Source organism: Cryptosporangium minutisporangium (assembly GCF_039536245.1).
GTDB classification, from domain to species: Bacteria; Actinomycetota; Actinomycetes; order Mycobacteriales; family Cryptosporangiaceae; genus Cryptosporangium; species Cryptosporangium minutisporangium.
In genome coordinates this window covers 65,714-85,060 of record NZ_BAAAYN010000027.1, presented here as the reverse complement: position 1 = coordinate 85,060, position 19,347 = coordinate 65,714, and the positions used below count along the sequence as shown (strand labels likewise).

The following is a 19,347-nucleotide window of genomic DNA, read 5'->3' as shown; positions in this document are numbered from 1 at the left end:
GGTCAGCTACCGGGGTTCATCCCGTCGGTGGCCCCGGCCTCCTGCGGCGTGTCACCGGTCACGGTGACGCCGTTCGAGCAGCTCGCGCCGGACTCCACGGTGGCGTTCAGCCGGAACTGGGTGATGAACTCGTCGATCCGCTTGTCGCTCGCGCTGTCGACCTTGAGCTGGAAGCCCCACGCCTGCAGCGAGATCGGCTTGTCGAGCCCCGGGTACGGACTCATCAGCATGTAGTCCTTGCCCTTGACCTTCTTGGCCAGCTGGTCGATCTGCGCCTGCGGCAGGTCGGGGTTGTAGGTCACCCAGACCGCGCCGTGCTCGAGGCTGTGCACGGCGTGCTCGTTCGGGATCTGCTTGGCGTAGACGTCGCCGTTGCAGTTCTCCCACGCGCCGTTGTGGTTACCGCCCACCGGCGGTGCGGTTTCGTACTTCACCTTGCCGCCGACGTGGTTCTGGGTGAGCCACTTGACGTCCTTGGCCCGGTAGTTCTGCACGCCGTCGATCTGCTGCGACCGGCGCTCGCCGAACGGCTTGCTGGCGTCCCACGAGTACCAGACGCCGTAGCCGATGATGCTCAGCGCGACGATCGCCACGATGCCGCCGAGCGCGATGTTGCCCCAGGGCAGGCCCGCCTTGACGACCTTCACCGGCTGCCGGCCGCGGCCGCCGCCCTTGCCGGCCGGCCCCTTGCCGGGCCCCCGACCGGTCGGGCCCTTCCCGCCGCCGGAACCCGCGCGGCCGGGGGTGGACTTCCCTGGCTTGGCGGCACCGGGCTTCGTGGCACCCGCCTTGGCTGCGGTGGTCTTCGCCGTCGTCTTGGCGCCCGTGCTCTTCTCGGCAGCCTTCGTCGCGCCGGACTTCTCGGCGCTCGGCGTCTCGGTGCCGGGCGTGTCGGGGTCGGCCGCCTCGGCCGTGGGCTCGGTCGGCGTGCTCGCGACCTTCTCGGCCGGGGTCGACTTGCCGGTCGAGGCGCGCTCGGGCCGCTTACCGGAACCGGACCTGCGCTGCGTGCTGTTGGACGGCATGGGACCTTTCATGACTTCCGTGCGCGGGCCCGCCGTGCTGGCGAAGGCCCCGGGGAGGATGCGGACCGTGCGTGCGGGCCGGCACTCCAGGCAACCGAGGCCCGATCAGGTAACGACTCATGATCGCGTCTCGTTCCGCGCGCTCGGCCCGCGGGGCACGCGTGCGCTCGCCCCCACGGTAGCGGGCGGGGCTGCCCAGCGACGCTCGATAGCATGACGTAGTGACTCCCGATGCCCTTTCGGCCGCGATCCTCGCTGCCGCGCGCGCTGTCTTCGCCGAGCGCGGACTCGATCCGCAGATGCTGCCCGACGCGGTGACGGTGGAGCGACCCCGTAACCCGGAGCACGGCGACTACGCGACGAACGTCGCACTGCAGGTCGCGAAGCGCGCCGGGGTGGTGCCCCGGGACCTGGCGAGCTGGCTGGCGGAGGCCCTCGCGGGCGTCGACGGCGTCGCGAAGGCCGACGTCGCCGGGCCCGGCTTCCTCAACCTCACGCTCGACGCCGCCGCGCAGGGCGAGCTGGCGCGCGCGATCGTCACGGCCGGTGCCGCCTACGGGCGCACCGACACGTTGGACAAGCTGCGCATCAACCTCGAATTCGTCTCGGCGAACCCCACCGGACCGGTACACATCGGCGGCGTGCGGTGGGCCGCGGTCGGCGACTCGCTGGCCCGGCTGCTGGAGGCGTCCGGCGCGGAGGTGACCCGCGAGTACTACTTCAACGACCACGGCGCGCAGATCGACCGGTTCGCGCGGTCGCTGCTGGCTGCGGCGAAGGGCGAGCCCACCCCGGAGGACGGGTACGGCGGCGACTACATCGGCGAGATCGCGGCCGAGGTCCTGCGCCGGGAGCCCGACGCGCTGGCCAGCGACGACCCGCAGGAGGTCTTCCGCCGGGTCGGCGTCGACCTGATGTTCGACGAGGTGAAGAACAGCCTGCGCGACTTCGGCGTCGAGTTCGACGTCTACTTCCACGAGAACTCGCTGTTCGAGTCCGGCGCGGTCGAGCGGGCGGTCGCCACGCTCCGTGAGCATGGTCACATCTTCGAGAAGGACGGCGCGGTCTGGCTCCGCACCACCGACTTCGGGGACGACAAGGACCGGCCGATCATCAAGAGCAACGGCGAGGCCGCCTACGTCGCCGGGGACGCCGCCTACTACCTCGACAAGCGGGCGCGCGGGTTCGAGATCTGCATCTACATGCTCGGAGCCGACCACACCGGGTACGTGCAGCGGCTCAGGGCGCTCGCGGCCTGCGCAGGCGACGACCCGAACTACAACATCCAGGTACTGATCGGTCAGCTCGTCAACCTGGTCAAGGACGGCCAGCCGGTCCGGATGTCGAAGCGCGCCGGGACCGTCGTCACGATGGAAGAGCTCGTGGACGCGATCGGGGTCGACGCGTCCCGGTACGCGCTCTCCCGCTCCAGCGTCAACCAGACGATCGACATCGACCTGGACCTCTGGGCCCGGCGCAGCAACGACAACCCGGTGTTCTACGTGCAGTACGTCGCGGCTCGCACGGCGGCCGTCATCAGAAACGCAGCTGACGTAGGCATCACGCTCGACGAGACTGCGTTCAAGCCGGAACTGCTCACGCACGAGCGCGAGTCGGCGCTGCTGGGCGCGCTGGGCGAGTTCCCCCGCGTGGTGGCGAGCGCGGCCGAGCTGCGCGAACCGCACCGGATCGCGCACTACCTGGAATCGCTCGCAGGCACCTATCACCGCTGGTACGACGAGTGCCGGGTGATCCCGAAGGGAGACGAGGAGATCACCGACCTCAACCGGACCCGGCTCTGGCTCAACGTGGCCACCCGCACGGTCGTCGCGAACGGACTAGGCCTGCTCGGCGTCTCCGCTCCGGAGCGGATGTGAACCGGCCCGTGGGACGCGGCGTCTGCGCTGCTGAAATCCTGAGGGGGCGGATGTGAACCGGCCCGTGGGACGCGGCGTCTGCGCTGCTGAAATCCTGAGGGGGCGGATGTGAACCGGCCCGTGGGACGCGGCGTCTGCGCTGCTGAAATCCTGAGGGGGCGGATGTGAACCGGCCCGTGGGACGCGGCGTCTCCGCTGCTGAGATCCTGAGGGGGCGGATGTGAGGGCTCACCCGGCAGGACCTCGCCACGCCGAGGTTCTGCCCGCTTCCCACCTGGGCGGTCCCGCCGGCGACCTCAACGCGCTCGACCCGGGGATCTGGCCGGCCGGCGCCACCCGGGTCGACGGCGTCCTGCACTTGGGCGGCGTCGACGTCCGGGACCTGGCCGCCGAGTTCGGCACGCCGGCGATCGTGCTGGACGAGCGCGACTTCCGGGCTCGGGCCCGCGGCTACGCCGAGGCGTTCACCGGCGGCGACGTGTTCTACGCGGGCAAGGCGTTCCTCTCCCGCGGGGTCGCCCGCTGGGTCGCCGAGGAGGGCCTGCACCTGGACGTCTGCACCGGTGGTGAACTGACGGTGGCGCTCACCGCCGGGTTCCCGCCGGAGCGGATCGCGCTGCACGGCAACAACAAGTCGACCGCGGAGCTGCGGCGTGCGGTGGAGGCCGGGATCGGCCGCGTGGTGATCGACTCGTTCGTGGAGATCGTCCGCCTCGCCGAGATCGCCCAGCAGGCCGGAACGACGGTGCAGGTGCTGATCCGGGTCACGGTCGGCGTCGAGGCGCACACGCACGAGTACATCGCGACCGCCCACGAGGACCAGAAGTTCGGGTTCTCGCTCTCCGGTGGCGAGGCCGCCGAGGCGGTGGCCCGGGTCCTGCGTCAGCCCGGCCTGGAGCTGGTCGGCCTGCACAGCCACATCGGCTCGCAGATCTTCGACACGTCCGGCTTCGAGGTGTCCGCGCACCGGCTGGTCGGGCTGCTGCGGCAGATCCGCGACGAACACGACGTCGAGCTGCCCGAGATCGACCTCGGTGGCGGCCTGGGTATCGCCTACGTCACCGGCGACACGCCGATCGAGATCGACGCGGTCGCGAAGGAGCTGCGCCGGATCGTCGAGACCGAGTGCTCGACGGCCGGCCTCGCGCTGCCCCGGATCGCGGTGGAGCCGGGACGCGCGATCGTCGGCCCGGCCGGCGTCACGCTCTACGAGGTCGGCACCGTCAAGCCGGTGGACACCGGCAGCGGGACCCGCACCTACGTGAGCGTCGACGGTGGCATGAGCGACAATCTGCGCACCGCCCTCTACGACGCCGAGTACACGTGCGTGCTGGCCTCTCGGGCCAGCACGGCGCCGCCGATGCTGGCCCGCGTGGTCGGTCGGCACTGCGAGAGCGGCGACGTCGTCGTGAAGGACGTCTGGCTGCCGTCCGACACGGTGCCCGGCGACCTGCTGGCCGTCGCGGCGACCGGCGCGTACTGCCGGAGCATGGCGAGTAACTACAACCACACGCCGCGTCCACCGGTGGTCGCGGTGGCCGACGGGACCGGAAAGGTCCTGGTCCGGCGCGAGACGGAGGACGACCTCATGCGGCTGGACGTCGGATGACGAGCAAGGAGTCCGAGAAGCGACCCCTCCGGGTCGCGTTGCTCGGCTGCGGCACGGTCGGCCGCGAGGTCGTCCGACTGCTCCAGACGCAGGCGGACGATTTGACCGCGCGCATCGGCGCACCGCTGGAACTGGCCGGCATCGCCGTCCGCCGCAGCGGCCGGGATCGCGGTGCCCTGGGAATCGACCCGGCGCTGTTCACCACGGACGCACACGCGCTGGTGGTCCGCGAGGACGTCGACCTGGTCGTCGAGGTGGTCGGCGGCATCGAGCCGGCCCGCAGCTGGCTGGTCGACGCGCTGAAGGCTGGCAAGTCGGTGGTCAGCGCGAACAAGGCGCTGCTGGCCGAGGACGGGGCGACGCTTCAGGACGCCGCCGCGGCCGGAGGCGCCGACCTCTACTACGAGGCCGCGGTCGCCGCCGCGATCCCGATCGTCCGCCCGCTGCGGGAGTCGCTGCACGGTGACCGGCTCACCCGCGTCACCGGCATCGTGAACGGGACGACGAACTACATCCTGTCCCAGATGGACGCGACCGGCGCCGGCTTCAACGAGGCGCTCGACGAGGCCACCGAGCTGGGGTACGCCGAGGCCGACCCGACCGCGGACGTCGAGGGCTTCGACGCCGCGGCCAAGGCCGCGATCCTCGCCTCGCTCGCGTTCCACACCCGCGTCACCGCGGCCGACGTCTACCGCGAGGGCATCACCGAGGTCACCGCCGCGGACGTGGCCAGCGCGAAGGCGATGGGCTGCACGGTGAAGCTGCTCTGCATCGCCGAGCGACACCTCGACCCGTCCGGCGGGGAGTCGGTGAGCGTCCGGGTCCACCCCGCGATGCTGCCGCGCACCCACCCGCTGTCGTCGGTCGGGGACGCGTTCAACGCGGTCTTCGTGGAGGCCGACGCCGCCGGTCAGCTGATGTTCTACGGACGCGGCGCCGGTGGTGCACCGACCGCCAGCGCGGTGGTGGGGGACCTGGTCGCGGTGGCCCGTAACCGGCTGGCCGGTGCCCGGACGGCCGCCGAGTCGCCCTACGCCGACCTGCGGATCCGGTCGGTGGCCGAGGCGCGCACCCGCTACCACATCTCGCTCGACGTCGCCGACAAGGCCGGGGTGCTCGCCGAGGTGGCGGCCGCGTTCGCCGGGCACGACGTGAGCATCTCGACGGTCCGGCAGGAGGGGCGTGGCGACGACGCGACGCTGGTGATCGTGACGCACACCGCCACCGACGCCGCGCTCGCGGCCACCGTGGACGCGCTGCGCGAGCTGTCGATCGTCCGGAACGTCGTCAGCGTCATGCGGGTCGAAGGGGGAGAGGCGAAGTGAACGCGCGCGGCGTCCAGCCAGCGGGAGTAACCCGGAGCGGATCGAGACCCGCCTGGCGGGGAATCATCGAGGAGTACCGGGAGTTCCTGCCGGTCTCTGACGGTTCGCCGGTAATTACGCTGCGTGAGGGTGGGACGCCGCTCTTCCCGGCTCCGATCCTCTCCGACCGCACCGGGTGCGACGTCTACCTGAAGATCGAGGGCGCCAACCCGACCGGTTCGTTCAAGGACCGCGGGATGACGATGGCGATCACCAAGGCGGTCGAGGAGGGCGCCAAGGCGGTCATCTGCGCGTCCACCGGCAACACCTCGGCATCGGCGGCTGCGTACGCGGCGCGCGCCGGCCTGGTCTGCGCGGTGCTGGTCCCGCAGGGCAAGATCGCGCTCGGCAAGATGGCGCAGGCGCTGGTGTACGGCGCGAAGCTCCTGCAGGTCAGCGGCAACTTCGACGACTGCCTCCAGCTGGCGTCCAAGCTCGCGCTGGAGTACCCGGTCAGCCTGGTCAACTCGACCAACGAGTACCGGCTCGAAGGCCAGAAAACCGCCTCGTTCGAGATCGTCGACGCGCTCGGCGACGCTCCGGACGCGCACTTCCTGCCGGTCGGCAACGCCGGCAACATCACCGCCTACTGGCGTGGGTACGTGCAGGCGCACGAGCACGGCTGGGCGACGAAGCGGCCGGTCATGCGTGGCTTCCAGGCCGCCGGCGCGGCGCCGCTCGTCTCCGGCGAGGTCGTCCGCGAGCCGTCGACGATCGCCACCGCGATCCGGATCGGCAACCCCGCGTCCTGGACGAAGGCGATCGCGGCGCGGGACGAGTCGGGCGGTGCCATCGAGGCCGTGACCGACCGGCAGATCCTCGCGGCGTACCGGCTGCTCGCGCGCTCCGAGGCCGTGTTCGTGGAGCCCGCCTCGGCCGCGTCGGTGGCCGGTCTGCTCGCGGCGTCCGAAGCCGGGACGCTGGAGCGCGGCCAGCGGGTCGTCTGCACGGTCACCGGCAACGGCCTGAAGGACCCGGACTGGGCGATCTCCGGTGCGCCGGCGCCGCGCACGGTTCCGGTCGACGCCGCGGTCGCGGCCGCGGAACTGGGCCTCGCGTGAGCGGTCCGGTCTTCCGGGGCGGGCCGGTGACCGTCCGGCCACCGGCCACGACCGCGAACATCGGCCCCGGCTACGACGCGCTCGGTGCGGCGTTGACCTGGTACGACGAGGTCGAGCTGGCGGTCGCCGACACCGGCCTGACCGTCGAGCTGGACGGCGAGGGCGCGGCCGACCTGCCCCGGGACGAGGGGCACCTACTGGTCCGGGCGGCTCGGGCGGCGTTCGATCGGCTCGGCGGCCAGCCACCCGGCCTGCGGCTACGGTGCGTGAACACCATCCCCCAGGCGCGCGGCCTCGGCTCGTCGTCCGCAGCCGTGGTCGGCGGCATCGTGGCGGCCCGTGCGCTCGTCGAGGGCGGCGACGAACTGCTCGATGACGAGGCCGCGCTCGCGTTGGCCGCGGAGATCGAGGGTCACCCGGACAACGTCGCGCCCTGCCTGCTCGGCGGCGTCACGATCGCCTGGGCGGACGACGTCACCGGCCGGGCTCGCGCCGCGCGGATGGAGCCGGCGGCCGGCGTGCACCCGGTGATCTGCGTGCCCGCCCTACGCGGCTACACCGCCGCGAGCCGGGGTTTGCTGCCCGCGGACGTGCCGCACGCCGAGGCCGCCGCGAACGCCGGCCGGGCCGCGCTGCTCGTCCGCGCGCTCACCGCCGCGCCCGAGCTGCTCCTGCCCGCCACCCGCGATTGGCTGCACCAGAACTACCGTCGGCCCTCCATGCCGCAGAGCCTCGATCTCGTCGACGCCTTGCGCGCCGAGGGGATCCCGGCGGTGGTCAGCGGAGCCGGACCGACCGTGCTGGCGTTCTCCGCAATGCCCGGCACGGAGGGGGTGGAGGCGATTGCGACGAAGGTCGCCGGTTCGGATACCTTTGCGGTAACCGCGCTCGACGTTTCGACGGCCGGCGCGGCGGTTATCCAGCGCTGAGCCGTGACCTGCGGTGATACGAGTGTGACGTATCCAGCGGAACTCCCACGACGTCATCCGGACGCCGCCGGGAACACGCCGGTGGCGGGATGTGTTGCTGCGAGTGGACGCGTGCGTCTACGCTGCTAGGCAGCACAGCCGCCCTCGGGCGCGCGATCACGCCGGGCCGAGTGTCTTCTGAGCGCTCCCGCCGGCAACTCCAGCCGATGCAGCGGGGGCGGTACCTGACCGCAACCGGCGCTGAGGTCGAGCCAGAGAGCGCTCCACCCCGGCACCCTCTTGAGGTCAGGCGCGGTTGTCCCCGATCCATCCGTCTGCCGACGGGTGGTCAAGACCGGTCGTCAGACCGGTGCTCCATACCCGGCCGTACGGCTACGTCAGCCGTCGCCCGTCGCAGGGAAGGACCCCCATTGAGCGACACCACTGATATCGCCCCTCAGTCGCAGGACGCTTCTGCGGCGGCGGGCACCTTGACCCCGGCGCCGGATACCGGTGCCGACCGGGCCAGTGCCCCGGCGGCCAAGACCCGCCGCCGGGCGGGGGGTTTGTCCGCGAAACTTCTGCCCGAGCTGCAGAAAATGGCCGCTGACCTCGGTATTCCGAGCATCGGCCGGATGCGGAAGAGTGAACTCATCGCCGCCATCGAGGCGCGCCAGGCTGGTTCGGGGGCCAGCAAGGAGCCCGCGAAGGCCGCGACCGTGCCGGCGCCGCGTGCGTCCGCCACGGACGCTCCCGCCGAGCAGCCGACGCTCCCGGTGGACGCGGAGCCGGCCACCTCCACGGCCACCACGACGACCCGTCGTCGTCGTGCCGCCAGCCGCGCCGCGGGTGCGCCCGCCGCAGCCGAGCCGACCACGTCGGGCGCGCCGGTGGCCACTGCGGAACCGCAGGTCGCCGCCCCGGCGCAGGCCACCGCGTCGGCTCCGGCGCCGGAACGGCCCGCGCGGGAGTCGGCTGCTCCGGCCGAGACGCCCAGCGGTGACAACACCGAGGCGCCGTCCAGCGAGACCCCGTCGTCCGAGGAGGGCGGCCAGCGCGGCCGTCGTGACCGCGGTGACCGGACCGAGCGCGGCGACCGTGACGACAACCAGGGCGGCGAGCAGCGCCGGGAGCGATCTCGCGACCGTCGTCCCGCCGCCGACGGCGACCGCCAGGGTGGCCGCGCGAGCGAAGAAGGCGGCGAGCGCTCCGAGCGTGGTGACCGCTCCGAGCGTGGTGACCGTAGCGAGCGTGGTGACCGCGGCGAGCGCGGCCAGCGGAACCGCGACCGCGTCAACAGCCAGGCGCAGCAGAACGACCGCCAGCAGAGCCAGAGCCAGAACCAGAACGCCGACTCGGACGACGACGACGGCGAGGGCGGCGGTCGCCGGCGCCGCGGCCGATTCCGGGAGCGGAACCGTCGTGGCCGTAACGAGCGCACCGAGCGGTTCAGCGGGGACGAGCAGCAGCCGCAGGTCGCCGACGACGACGTCCTGATCCCGGTCGCTGGCATCGTCGACATCCTCGACAACTACGCGTTCGTCCGGACGTCCGGCTACCTGACCGGCCCGAACGACGTCTACGTCTCGATGTCGCAGGTGCGCAAGAACGGTCTGCGTCGCGGTGACGCCGTCACCGGTGCGGTCCGCCAGCCCCGCGAGGGCGAGCGGCGCGACAAGTACAACGCGCTGGTGCGGCTCGACACCGTCAACGGGGTCCCGCCGGAGGAGGCGCGGAAGCGCCCCGAGTTCCACAAGCTCACGCCGCTCTACCCGCAGGAGCGCCTGCGGCTGGAGACCGAGCCGACGATCATGACCACCCGGATCATCGATCTGGTCATGCCGATCGGTAAGGGCCAGCGCGCGCTGATCGTCTCGCCGCCGAAGGCCGGTAAGACGATGGTGCTGCAGGCGATCGCCAACGCCGTCGCCAAGAACAACCCCGAGTGCTACCTGATGGTGGTCCTCGTGGACGAGCGGCCCGAAGAGGTCACCGACATGCAGCGGTCGGTGAAGGGCGAGGTCATCGCCTCGACGTTCGACCGCCCGCCGTCCGACCACACCACGGTCGCCGAGCTGTCGATCGAGCGGGCGAAGCGGCTGGTCGAGCTGGGTCACGACGTGGTCGTGCTGCTCGACTCGATTACCCGTCTGGGTCGTGCGTACAACCTGGCGGCCCCGGCGTCCGGCCGGATCCTCTCCGGTGGTGTCGACTCGACCGCGCTCTACCCGCCGAAGCGGTTCCTCGGCGCGGCGCGCAACATCGAGAACGGCGGCTCGCTGACCATCTTGGCGACCGCGCTGGTCGAGACCGGTTCCACGATGGACACGGTGATCTTCGAAGAGTTCAAGGGCACCGGCAACGCCGAGCTCAAGCTCGACCGCAAGATCGCCGACAAGCGGATCTTCCCCGCGGTGGACGTGGACGCGTCCAGCACCCGTAAGGAGGAGATCCTGCTGGCGCCGGAAGAGATGGTGATCATCCACAAGCTGCGCCGGGTGCTGCACGCGCTCGAGCCGCAGCAGGCGATCGAGATGCTGCTGGACCGGTTGCGGAAGAGCTCGACGAACATCGAGTTCCTGATGCAGGTGCAGAAGACGACCGTCTCGAACGACTGAGTCGTTCCCCGTCACGGGCCGGCCTCTCCGGGGGCCGGCCCGCGGCGTTTCCAGAACTCCCCGCGGGGCCTTGGGCGGGTTTACCGAGAACGCGCCGTGCGGGGCCGGGGTGCGGGACGGTTGTCCCGAAGCCAGCGTGTGGGGGCCGCTCGTGGGGGTGGCTTTCCGAAAGTCAACGTGTGAGGACCGCCCGAGCGGTGGTTTTCCCGAAACCGGACCTCGTCCCGTTCGGGGGCGCGGGCAGCTGCGCGGGACTTTGGGCTGATTTGGGTAGTCTGCGGGCATGAAGCGGGCGGGCATAGCTCTCGCGATCGTCGTCGTGCTGGCGCTCACCGCCTGCGGGACGACGTCGGCCGGGCCGGTGAACGCGGTTGGCTCGGCGGCGACCGCGATGCCCGCCACCGACCTGGCCGGGTGGCGCCGCGTCCTGAGCGATGACTTCACCGGCACCGAGCTGAGCAACCGGTGGTTGGCTTACGACGGCCAGCCGTCGGGGGACCCGGCCGGCTGGTTCGATCCGGCCCACGTCCGGGTCTCCGACGGCGTCCTCACGATTCGGGGCGCGTACCAGAAAGCGCGTCGGAAGTGGGTGACCGGCGGCGTCTCCACCAGGAACAGCCTGAAGCAGACGTACGGCAAGTACGAGGTGCGGTTCCGCGCCGACCGCGGCAAGGGCATCTCGTACGCGCTGCTGCTCTGGCCGGTGGACGACAGCTGGCCGCCGGAGATCGACTTCGCCGAGGACAACGGCGACCGGCGCGACCGACTCCACGCCACGCTGCACGCGATCGGCGGCTCGCAGATCGAACGCTCCGTCACCGGCGACTTCACCGACTGGCACGTCGTCGGCGTGGAGTGGACGCCCGGTCGGCTGGCGTACACCGTGGACGGGAGGGTGTGGGCGACGCTCCTCGACGAGCGCGTGCCCGACCAGCCGATGGCGCTCGCGCTGCAGACGCAGGCGTGGTACTGCGGCCACACCTGGCAGCGCTGCCCCGACTCGTCCACGCCCGCCCAGGTGAATCTGCAGGTCGACTGGGTGGTGGCGTACGCTCGCCGCTCGGCCTGATCGGCGGCGGCGTCCGGGGGCGATGGATGGCTGGTGACACGGAGTGTGATTGTGGTCACGCGGAGCGCGCGCACCGGCACTACCGGCGCGGCACCGACTGCGCGCTCTGCGGCTGCCCCCGTTTCCGCCCGAGCGGCGGTCTCTGGACCCGCGTGCGCGCCCGGCTCCGCGGCCGCTAGCGTCCTGTGCGCGCCCGGCTCCGCGGCCGCTAGCGTCCTGTGCGCGCCCGGCTCCGCGGCCGCTAGCGTCCTGTGCGCGCCCGGCTCCGCGGCCGCTAGCGTCCTGTGCGCGCCCGGCTCCGCGGCCGCTAGCGTCCTGTGCGCGCCCGGCTCCGCGGCCGCTAGCGTGCCCGCGCCCGGCTCCGCGGGCCGCTAGCGTGCCCGTTCGCGCTGCCCAGCGGTCACGTCAGGAGCGACGCGGGACGGCGTTACTCAGCGGATGAACGCCGGGCCGCGGGAATCGGATGCCCGGGTCGCGCGTTGGGAGAAACGGCTATCCGTCTGACACACTGGACCTCATCGGTACCGGTTCACGCTGCTCTCCGTCTGGGGGCCTGCGACCCGGCGACCACGAGAGAAGAGGAACCATGAAGCCCGACATCCACCCGCAGTACGTCGAGACGCAGGTCGTCTGCTCTTGCGGGAGCACCTTCACGACTCGCAGCACCGCGACCGGCGGCGTCATCAACGCCGACGTCTGCTCGCAGTGCCACCCGTTCTACACGGGCAAGCAGAAGATCCTCGACACCGGTGGCCGCGTGGCCCGGTTCGAGCGTCGCTTCGGTAAGCGTCAGGCTGCCAAGTAGCGTCCTCACAGCGCCCGTCCGCCCTGTTCCAGGGTGGGCGGGCGCTGTGTTTGTCACCAGCACTCGTCACCATCGACGCTCGGAGCGCTCCCGACATGACCGACACCCGCACCGATCGGCTCACCGCCCTGCTCGACGAGTACGCGTCGCTCGAGCGGCAACTGGCCGACCCCGCGGTCCACACCGACCAGGGACGCGCCCGTGACCTGGGACGGCGCTATGCCGAGCTGGGCCCGGTGGTGGCGACGGTCCGGGAGATCGAAGCCGTACAGGGCGACCTGACCACGGCGCGCGAGCTGGGCGCCGACGACGCGGCGTTCGCCGAGGAGGCCGAGGAGCTGGCCGCTCGGCTGCCCGCGCTGGAGGCGCGGCTCCGCGAGCAGCTGCTGCCGCGCGACCCGGACGACGGCAAGGACGTCATCCTGGAGATCAAGGCCGGTGAGGGCGGCGAGGAATCGGCCCTGTTCGCCGGTGACCTGCTCCGGATGTACCTGCGCTACGCCGAGCGGGAGGGCTGGAAGACCGAGGTCATCGACGCCACCGGCTCCGACCTCGGCGGCTACAAGGACGTCTCGGTCGCGGTGAAGAGTCGCGCCGGGGCACCGGACGGCGTCTGGGCGCGGTTGAAGTACGAGGGCGGCGTCCACCGCGTGCAGCGGGTTCCGGTGACCGAGTCGGCCGGGCGGATCCACACGTCCGCCGCCGGTGTGCTGGTCATGCCCGAGGCGGAGGACGTGGACGTCACCGTCGACCCCAACGACCTGCGGATCGACGTCTACCGGTCGTCCGGCCCGGGCGGGCAGAGCGTCAACACGACCGACTCGGCGGTCCGGATCACCCACCTGCCGACCGGGATCGTCGTCTCCTGCCAGAACGAGAAGTCGCAGCTGCAGAACAAGGAGTCCGCGCTGCGGATCCTGCGGGCCCGGCTGCTCGCGCAGGCGCGGGCCGACGCGGACGCGGCGGCCTCGGACGCGCGGCGGTCGCAGGTGCGGACCGTCGACCGGTCGGAGCGGGTCCGGACGTACAACTTCCCGGAGAACCGGATCTCCGACCACCGGGTGAACTACAAGGCCTACAACCTCGACCAGGTGCTCGACGGCGACCTGGACGGCGTGCTGAACGCGCTGACCGAGGCCGACAACGCGGCTCGGCTCGCCACCGCCGAGTAACGCTTTCACCTCCCCGTCACCGGGCCGCCACTCCGGCGCCGTCCGGCCTGCTCACTGGTCTGGCTGGGTGTTCCCAACCGCCTGCCGAGCACGCCGTGGGGAGAGCTGTGGCCGCGTCCGTCGAGGTATCCCGCACATCTGCGTTACCCCTGGTCACCTGGGGTGGCACCGCGGCGTCGGCCGCGATCGCCCTGGGCGTCACCCGGGCCGGAACGGCGGGTGGTGCGTCGCCGCCGGACGGACCGCTGGCGCTCTGGCGTCCGGACGCCGAGCACCCGGCCGGCTGGGCGGTCCTGGCCCTGCTCGGTTTGACCCTGCTCGCGCTGGCGTTCCTGCAGCTCTACCGGGTCGTGCGTGCCCACGCGGTCGGCGTCCGGACGGTGGCGGTGATCGCCGCGTGGTGGAGCGCACCGATGCTGGTCGCGCCGCCGATCCTCAGCTTGGACGTCTGGTCGTACTTCGCCCAGGGGACGATGGTGCACCACGGACTCGACCCCTACTCCTACGGGCCGTCGTTGCTCGGCCCCGGCACCACCCTGGACGCCGTCTCGCCGGTCTGGCGGGACACCCCGGCGCCGTACGGGCCGCTGATGCTCGGGACGCTGTGGCTGGTGGCGCTCGTCTCGGCGGGTCACATGTCGGTCGCGGCGCTGCTGCTCCGGCTGCTGGTCGTGCTCTCGGTCGTCGCGGTGTCCGTGCTCGTCGTGCGGATCGCGCCGAGCGAGGACCGGGCGCTCGCCTTGACCCTCGTCGCGGCGAACCCGCTGGTCGTCGTCCACGTGATCGGCGGCGCCCACCTGGACGCGCTGCTCGGGCTGCTGGCGGTGGTGACGATCTGGAGCGTGCGCAAGCGGTGGTACCTGGTGGCCGCGCTGGCCGCCGCGACCGCGTTCTCGATCAAACTGCCCGGCATCCTGCTGATCGGATACCTGCTCGCGCACCTGGTCCGGCAGCGGGTGCCGGTGCACCGGCTGCTGGGTGCGGTGGTCACGACCGGTGCGGTGGTGATCGGGTACGCGTGGCTGGTGCCGGAGGGGTGGGGGTGGCTCGGTGCGATGGACGTCCCCGGGCGCGTCCGCATCTACTGGGCGCCCGCGTCGCTGGTCGGCGGGTTGGTGTACCTGGTCACCGGTGCGGAGCTGGCGTTCACCGACGCGCTGGCGCTGGCCCGGTCGCTGGTCGCGGCCGGCGGGGCGATCACGATCGCGGTCCTGCTCTGGCGCGCCGGCGCCGAGCCGAGCTGGCGGCGAGCGGGCGCGCTGGTCGGTGCCGCGTTACTCACCCTCGCGTGCTCCGGGCCGGTGATGCACGCCTGGTACGTGGTCTGGGGCGGTGTCCTGCTCGCGGCCTGCGCCGGACCGCGGAGCCGTCGCTGGGCGGTGGTCCTGGGCGCCGCGCTCTGCTTCAGCGCGGTGCCCGACCAGCTCGGGGGCACGGTGTGGAGCGTGCTGGCGGTGCCGGTCTGCGTCGTCGTCGTCGTGGCGGACGCGATCCGCACGGTCGTCCCACCGCGGGTGACGCGCTGGGTGCTGACTAGGCCGGCGGTGGACGCGGCATAAGGTCGTCCGGTGGAGACCGAGACCGTACCGCTGGCTCCGGCGCTGGCCCGGGCCGTCCGTCGGCTCACCGACGCCGGCGTGGCCTCCCCGCGCTTCGACGCCGAGGAGCTGGCGGCGTTCGTCCTCGGCGTGCCACGCAGCCGGCTCCTGCTGGTCGACGGTCTCGAGCGGACGCAGCTGACCCGCTTCGACGACCTGGTCGCGGACCGGGCGAGCCGGATCCCGCTGCAGCACCTCACCGGCCTCGCCGGGTTCCGCCACCTTGAGCTGGCGGTGGGCCCGGGGGTGTTCGTGCCGCGGCCGGAGACCGAACTACTGGCCGGCTGGGCGATCGAGCGGGCTCGTGCGGTGGCGGCACCGGTCGTCGTCGACCTGTGCAGTGGCTCCGGTGCGATCACGCTCGCGGTGGCGAACGAGTGCCCGGACGCGACCGTCTACGGCGTCGAACGCGAAACCATGGCGCTGGCCTGGGCCCGACGGAACGCCGACGCGCGTGCCGCGGCCGGGGACCGGCCGGTGACGCTCGTGCAGGGCGACGCGACGGCGCCCGACGTCCTGGCCGAACTGGACGGTGGGGTCGACGTCGTCGTCACGAACCCGCCGTACGTCCCGGACCGTTCGACGGTCAGCCCCGAGGTCGCCGACCACGACCCGCCGGCCGCCCTGTGGGGTGGCCCCGACGGCCTGGACGTCGTTCGCGGCCTGCTGGTGCGGGCGGCGGCGCTGCTGCGTCCGGGCGGCTGGCTGGGCATCGAACACGCGGACGTGCAGGGCGAATCCCTGCCCGCACTGGTCCGCAGGCATCCCGCGTTCGAGGACGTCACCGACCACCGGGATCTCGCCGACCGGCCCCGCTTCACGACCGCGCGTCGCCGTAAGGTGGCGGCGGGAGAAACCGACCAACCCAGGATTGAGTCGTGACCAGGACCTACCAGTGCTCCGACCCGGCCGACCGCACGGCCGGCATCGCCGCGGCGATCGACGCGGTTCGCCGCGGTGACTTGATCGTGATGCCGACCGACACCGTCTACGGCATCGGCGCCGACGCGTTCACGCCCACCGCGGTGGATTCGCTGCTGACCGCGAAACAGCGTGGCCGGGACATGCCGGTGCCGGTGCTGGTGGGCAATCGCCGGACGCTCGACGGCCTGGTGATGGCCGTGCCGCCCGCCGTGCACGACCTGGTCGACGCGTTCTGGCCGGGGCCGCTGACGATCGTCGTCGAGCAGGCGCCGACCCTGGCCTGGGATCTCGGTGACGCCGACGGAACGGTCGCGGTCCGGATGCCGCTGCACCCGGTGGCACTCGAGGTGCTCGAGGCCACCGGTCCGATGGCGGTCTCCAGCGCGAACGTCTCCGGGCAGCCGCCGGCCACCACGGCCGAGGCGGCGCGCGACCAGCTCGGCTGGTTCGTCGAGGTGTACCTGGAGGCCGGGTCCTGCGGCGAGCCGGTCGCGTCCACGATCGTCGACGTCACCGGCGAGGTGCCGCGGGTGCTGCGCCAGGGCGCGCTCGACCTGGCCACGCTGCGCGGCGTGGTCCCGAACGCGCTGGACAGGGACGGGAACGGCCCGGACGACGAGCCCTCAGCCGAGGACGCGGTCAGCACCGGCAGCACGGCTGGCGACGCATGAGCAAGCCGTTCAGCGTCCTGATGGTCTGCATGGGCAACATCTGCCGGTCGCCGATGGCCGAGCGGCTGCTACGGCTCCGGCTGGCCGACCGGCTCGGACCCGCCGCGGCGGATCTCGTCGTCGTCCACGGCGCCGGCACCGGTGGCTGGCACGAGGGTGAGCCGATGCACCACCAGGCGGCCGACGAGGTGCTGGCCCGCGGGGGAGACCCGGCCGGGTTCCAGGCCCGGGCGCTGACCGCGGCGATGCTCGTCGATCCGTCGGTGCCGGTCACCGCGGAGGTCGCCGAACTGGCCGACGAGGTGCCCGGCTCGGACCTGGTGCTCACCGCGACGATCGAACAGGTGGCGTTCGTCGCCGAGCTGGTGCCGGACGCCGCACCCCGGACCTTCGTCCTCGGCGAGTTCGCCCGGCTGGCCGCCGCGGTCGACCCGGCGACGCTCCCGCCGGGCGGCGCCGACGCCGCGTCGCTGGGGGCTCGGGGGCGAGCGTTGGTGGCCGCCGCGCACCAGCGTCGGGACGGGAATCGGTACTCCGACGAGGTGCCGGACCCCTGGGGACGCGCGCCCGAGTACTTCACCGCGGTCGCCGACCAGATCGACGAGGCGGTCACCGTCCTCGCCGATCGCCTCGCGGACGGCTGAACCGGGCGCCACGGGGTACCCCGCACGAACCCGGCGACGGTGAACGAGTACGGTCTTCGTCACGCCGTCCGTGAGGACGGCCGTCCGGCGTGCCCACGGCACGACCCCGCGAAAACACGGTACGAGCGTTCGTGATAAGTTTCACGAGCTAGTCAGATACGCGATTTGGCCCGCTGAACGCCGCCCTGACGACCCCGACCGACGAACTCGGCGCACCGCCGCGCCGCGCCGACCGGAGCCGCCTCATGTCCCGCATAGCGACGTCCCGCACCACCCAATCGACCCGACGCGGTCGCTCCGGCGCCGTGGGACGCCAATCGCTGCTCCTCGGGCTCGGGGCCGTAATCGTCCTGCTGGGTGGGGCCTTCCTTCTCGGCGGTTCCGACGCACTGGCTGGCGCCGCCGTCGGTGTGGCCCTGGTCGCAGCGTTCCTGGTTTCCGGTCGCCTACCGTTCCTGGTCGACGCCCAGCTGGCGCCGGGCCTGGCCTACCTCGTGCTCGGAATCAACTATCTGTTCCGAGTCGTCCTGCTCTTGGTCGCGCTGGTCGCGTTGAAAGACAAGGACTGGTTGGACGCCCGGGCGCTCGGCGTGGTCGTGATCGCCGGGGCACTGGTGTGGAATGCGATGGCGCTCCGGCGTCATCTCGACGCCGCCCGGAATACGACCTCTGAGGTAATGGACGGCGAGTCGCCGAACGTGAACTCTGAAGAAACAACGGCGGACTCTTCCGAGAGCATTCCGCCCGCTACTCGAACTGTGGGAGGTGGCCGATCATGACCGACCCCGACCACAACAAACGATCACCTGAGGTCGCCTCCGCGACACCGGAGAGTGACGCCGCGCAGAGGGAGCGTAATCGCTGGGAGGCGGCCCGCAACGTGCCCACGGTGGACCCGTGGAACGTGGTGAGTTACCTCATTTCTGGCGTCACGCTTTGGGGCCTGATCGGGTGGGCAGCGGCGCGTTGGCTGGACATTCCCGCACTCATCGGAGTCGGATTCGTCATCGGGGGGGTGCTCGGAATCTGGCTGACATACATCCGGTACGGTAGGCCCCAATCCGGGCCGTCGACTTCGATGAGCCCTGCCCAGCCTGATCTGCCACGCGCCTCGGCTCCGTCCCGCTCGCAGAGCGCACAGCGACCGTCAGGGCCGCCGTCGTCGTCAGACACCACCGCCGAGGAGGAGAAGCCGTGAGGACCCAGCTCCTAGCCGCAGGGCCGGGATTCGAAGCGCCGGGCCCCGCCGACTTCGAGTTCCCGCCGCTTTTCACCGTGGCCGGGTTCGAGTTCACGAAGCCGATGCTGATCGTCGTTCTCGGTACGATCGCCGTCGCGGCCTTCTTCTACGTGGCCGCGCGTAACCCGAAGCTGATCCCCGGCAAGCTGCAGTTCGCCGGCGAGGCGGCCTACGGGTTCATCCGGAACAGCGTTGTGCTCGATGCGATCGGTGCGAAGAACGGCAAGAAGTTCGTGCCGTACATCGCGACGCTCTTCTTCTTCATCGCCGCGCTGAACATCTCCGGCATCATTCCGATCCTGCAGTTCCCAGCGACCTCCAAGATCGCCATCCCGGCGTTCCTCGCGGTGATCTCCTGGGTCATCTACAACGCTGTCGGTATCAGGCGGCAGGGCTTCGTCGGCTATTTCAAGAACATGATGTTCCCGCCCGGGTTGCCCTGGCCGATCTACATCCTGCTGGCGCCGCTGGAGTTCTTCTCCACGTTCGTCATCCGGCCGTTCACGCTCGCCCTCCGTCTCGCGATGAACATGTTCGCCGGTCACCTGGTGCTGCTGCTCTGCATCCTCGGCGGCGAGTACATGCTCACCGAGGGGACCGGTGCGCTGCCGTTCCTCAGCTGGGTCGGCTTCCTCGGCGGGATCGTGCTGACCTTCTTCGAAGGCTTCATCCAGATCCTGCAGGCCTACGTGTTCGCGCTCCTGTCGGCGATCTACATCGCCGGTGCGATGGAAGCCGAGCACTGACCGAAACTCCCCGCCC

The 19,347-nt window shown here is 71.7% G+C and carries 17 protein-coding genes; 16 read left to right on the top strand and 1 reads right to left on the bottom strand.

The features are described 5' to 3' along the window. Nucleotides 1-2: 2 nt before the first annotated feature. Nucleotides 3-1,025 (bottom strand): thioredoxin-like domain-containing protein, encoded by a 1,023-nt coding sequence (locus tag ABEB28_RS21680; protein ID WP_345729995.1) that lies wholly within the window; start codon nucleotides 1,023-1,025, stop codon nucleotides 3-5. A gap of 221 nt (nucleotides 1,026-1,246) precedes the next feature. On the opposite strand from ABEB28_RS21680, the gene argS reads away from it, so the two are divergent. The 16 genes from argS (at nucleotide 1,247) to atpB (ending at nucleotide 19,331) form a co-directional block, all read left to right on the top strand. Beyond that, on the top strand, nucleotides 1,247-2,902 hold the full coding sequence (argS, locus tag ABEB28_RS21675) for an arginine--tRNA ligase (RefSeq protein ID WP_345729994.1): 1,656 nt from the start codon (nucleotides 1,247-1,249) through the stop codon (nucleotides 2,900-2,902). A 220-nt stretch (nucleotides 2,903-3,122) separates the two neighbouring features. Further along, a complete protein-coding gene (gene lysA / locus ABEB28_RS21670; RefSeq protein ID WP_345729993.1) occupies nucleotides 3,123-4,511 on the top strand; it encodes a diaminopimelate decarboxylase in 1,389 nt (462 codons plus the stop codon). Beyond that, nucleotides 4,508-5,836, top strand: coding sequence for a homoserine dehydrogenase (locus ABEB28_RS21665; RefSeq protein ID WP_345729992.1), 1,329 nt, complete (start codon nucleotides 4,508-4,510; stop codon nucleotides 5,834-5,836). Before lysA ends, ABEB28_RS21665 begins: the two co-directional genes overlap by 4 nt. Continuing rightward, entirely contained in the window at nucleotides 5,833-6,936 is a 1,104-nt protein-coding gene (gene thrC / locus ABEB28_RS21660; RefSeq protein WP_345729991.1) for a threonine synthase, read from the top strand. The genes ABEB28_RS21665 and thrC overlap by 4 nt, the downstream gene beginning before the upstream one ends. Then, nucleotides 6,933-7,865, top strand: a complete 933-nt coding sequence (gene thrB / locus ABEB28_RS21655) for a homoserine kinase (RefSeq protein WP_345729990.1) — start codon at nucleotides 6,933-6,935, stop codon at nucleotides 7,863-7,865. The genes thrC and thrB overlap by 4 nt, the downstream gene beginning before the upstream one ends. A 410-nt stretch (nucleotides 7,866-8,275) precedes the next feature. Continuing rightward, nucleotides 8,276-10,462: a transcription termination factor Rho gene (gene rho / locus ABEB28_RS21650; protein ID WP_345729989.1), complete on the top strand. Its 2,187-nt coding sequence runs from the start codon at nucleotides 8,276-8,278 to the stop codon at nucleotides 10,460-10,462. A gap of 283 nt (nucleotides 10,463-10,745) precedes the next feature. Continuing rightward, nucleotides 10,746-11,531, top strand: a complete 786-nt coding sequence (locus ABEB28_RS21645) for a glycoside hydrolase family 16 protein (RefSeq protein ID WP_345729988.1) — start codon at nucleotides 10,746-10,748, stop codon at nucleotides 11,529-11,531. Between the two features lie 586 nt (nucleotides 11,532-12,117). Continuing rightward, nucleotides 12,118-12,336, top strand: a complete 219-nt coding sequence (rpmE, locus tag ABEB28_RS21640) for a 50S ribosomal protein L31 (protein WP_345729987.1) — start codon at nucleotides 12,118-12,120, stop codon at nucleotides 12,334-12,336. Between the two features lie 95 nt (nucleotides 12,337-12,431). Beyond that, entirely contained in the window at nucleotides 12,432-13,508 is a 1,077-nt protein-coding gene (prfA, locus tag ABEB28_RS21635) for a peptide chain release factor 1 (protein WP_345729986.1), read from the top strand. Nucleotides 13,509-13,615: 107 nt separating this feature from the next. Beyond that, the gene (gene mptB, locus ABEB28_RS21630) at nucleotides 13,616-15,067 is read left to right on the top strand and encodes a polyprenol phosphomannose-dependent alpha 1,6 mannosyltransferase MptB (RefSeq protein WP_345729985.1); all 1,452 of its coding nucleotides are present in this window, start codon (nucleotides 13,616-13,618) and stop codon (nucleotides 15,065-15,067) included. A gap of 9 nt (nucleotides 15,068-15,076) precedes the next feature. Then, entirely contained in the window at nucleotides 15,077-15,988 is a 912-nt protein-coding gene (gene prmC / locus ABEB28_RS21625; protein ID WP_345729984.1) for a peptide chain release factor N(5)-glutamine methyltransferase, read from the top strand. Continuing rightward, nucleotides 15,985-16,701 (top strand): L-threonylcarbamoyladenylate synthase, encoded by a 717-nt coding sequence (locus tag ABEB28_RS21620; protein WP_345729983.1) that lies wholly within the window; start codon nucleotides 15,985-15,987, stop codon nucleotides 16,699-16,701. The genes prmC and ABEB28_RS21620 overlap by 4 nt, the downstream gene beginning before the upstream one ends. Further along, a complete protein-coding gene (locus ABEB28_RS21615; RefSeq protein WP_345729982.1) occupies nucleotides 16,698-17,345 on the top strand; it encodes an arsenate reductase/protein-tyrosine-phosphatase family protein in 648 nt (215 codons plus the stop codon). The genes ABEB28_RS21620 and ABEB28_RS21615 overlap by 4 nt, the downstream gene beginning before the upstream one ends. Nucleotides 17,346-17,590: 245 nt before the next feature. Beyond that, nucleotides 17,591-18,124, top strand: a complete 534-nt coding sequence (locus ABEB28_RS21610; protein ID WP_345729981.1) for a Cg1360 family ATP-synthase-associated protein — start codon at nucleotides 17,591-17,593, stop codon at nucleotides 18,122-18,124. Continuing rightward, nucleotides 18,121-18,543 (top strand): AtpZ/AtpI family protein, encoded by a 423-nt coding sequence (locus tag ABEB28_RS21605; RefSeq protein WP_345729980.1) that lies wholly within the window; start codon nucleotides 18,121-18,123, stop codon nucleotides 18,541-18,543. Before ABEB28_RS21610 ends, ABEB28_RS21605 begins: the two co-directional genes overlap by 4 nt. Continuing rightward, nucleotides 18,540-19,331 carry a F0F1 ATP synthase subunit A gene (atpB, locus tag ABEB28_RS21600; RefSeq protein WP_345729979.1) on the top strand — a complete coding sequence of 264 codons (792 nt, stop codon included), beginning with the start codon at nucleotides 18,540-18,542 and terminating at the stop codon, nucleotides 19,329-19,331. Before ABEB28_RS21605 ends, atpB begins: the two co-directional genes overlap by 4 nt. The last annotated feature ends 16 nt before the right edge of the window (nucleotides 19,332-19,347 follow it).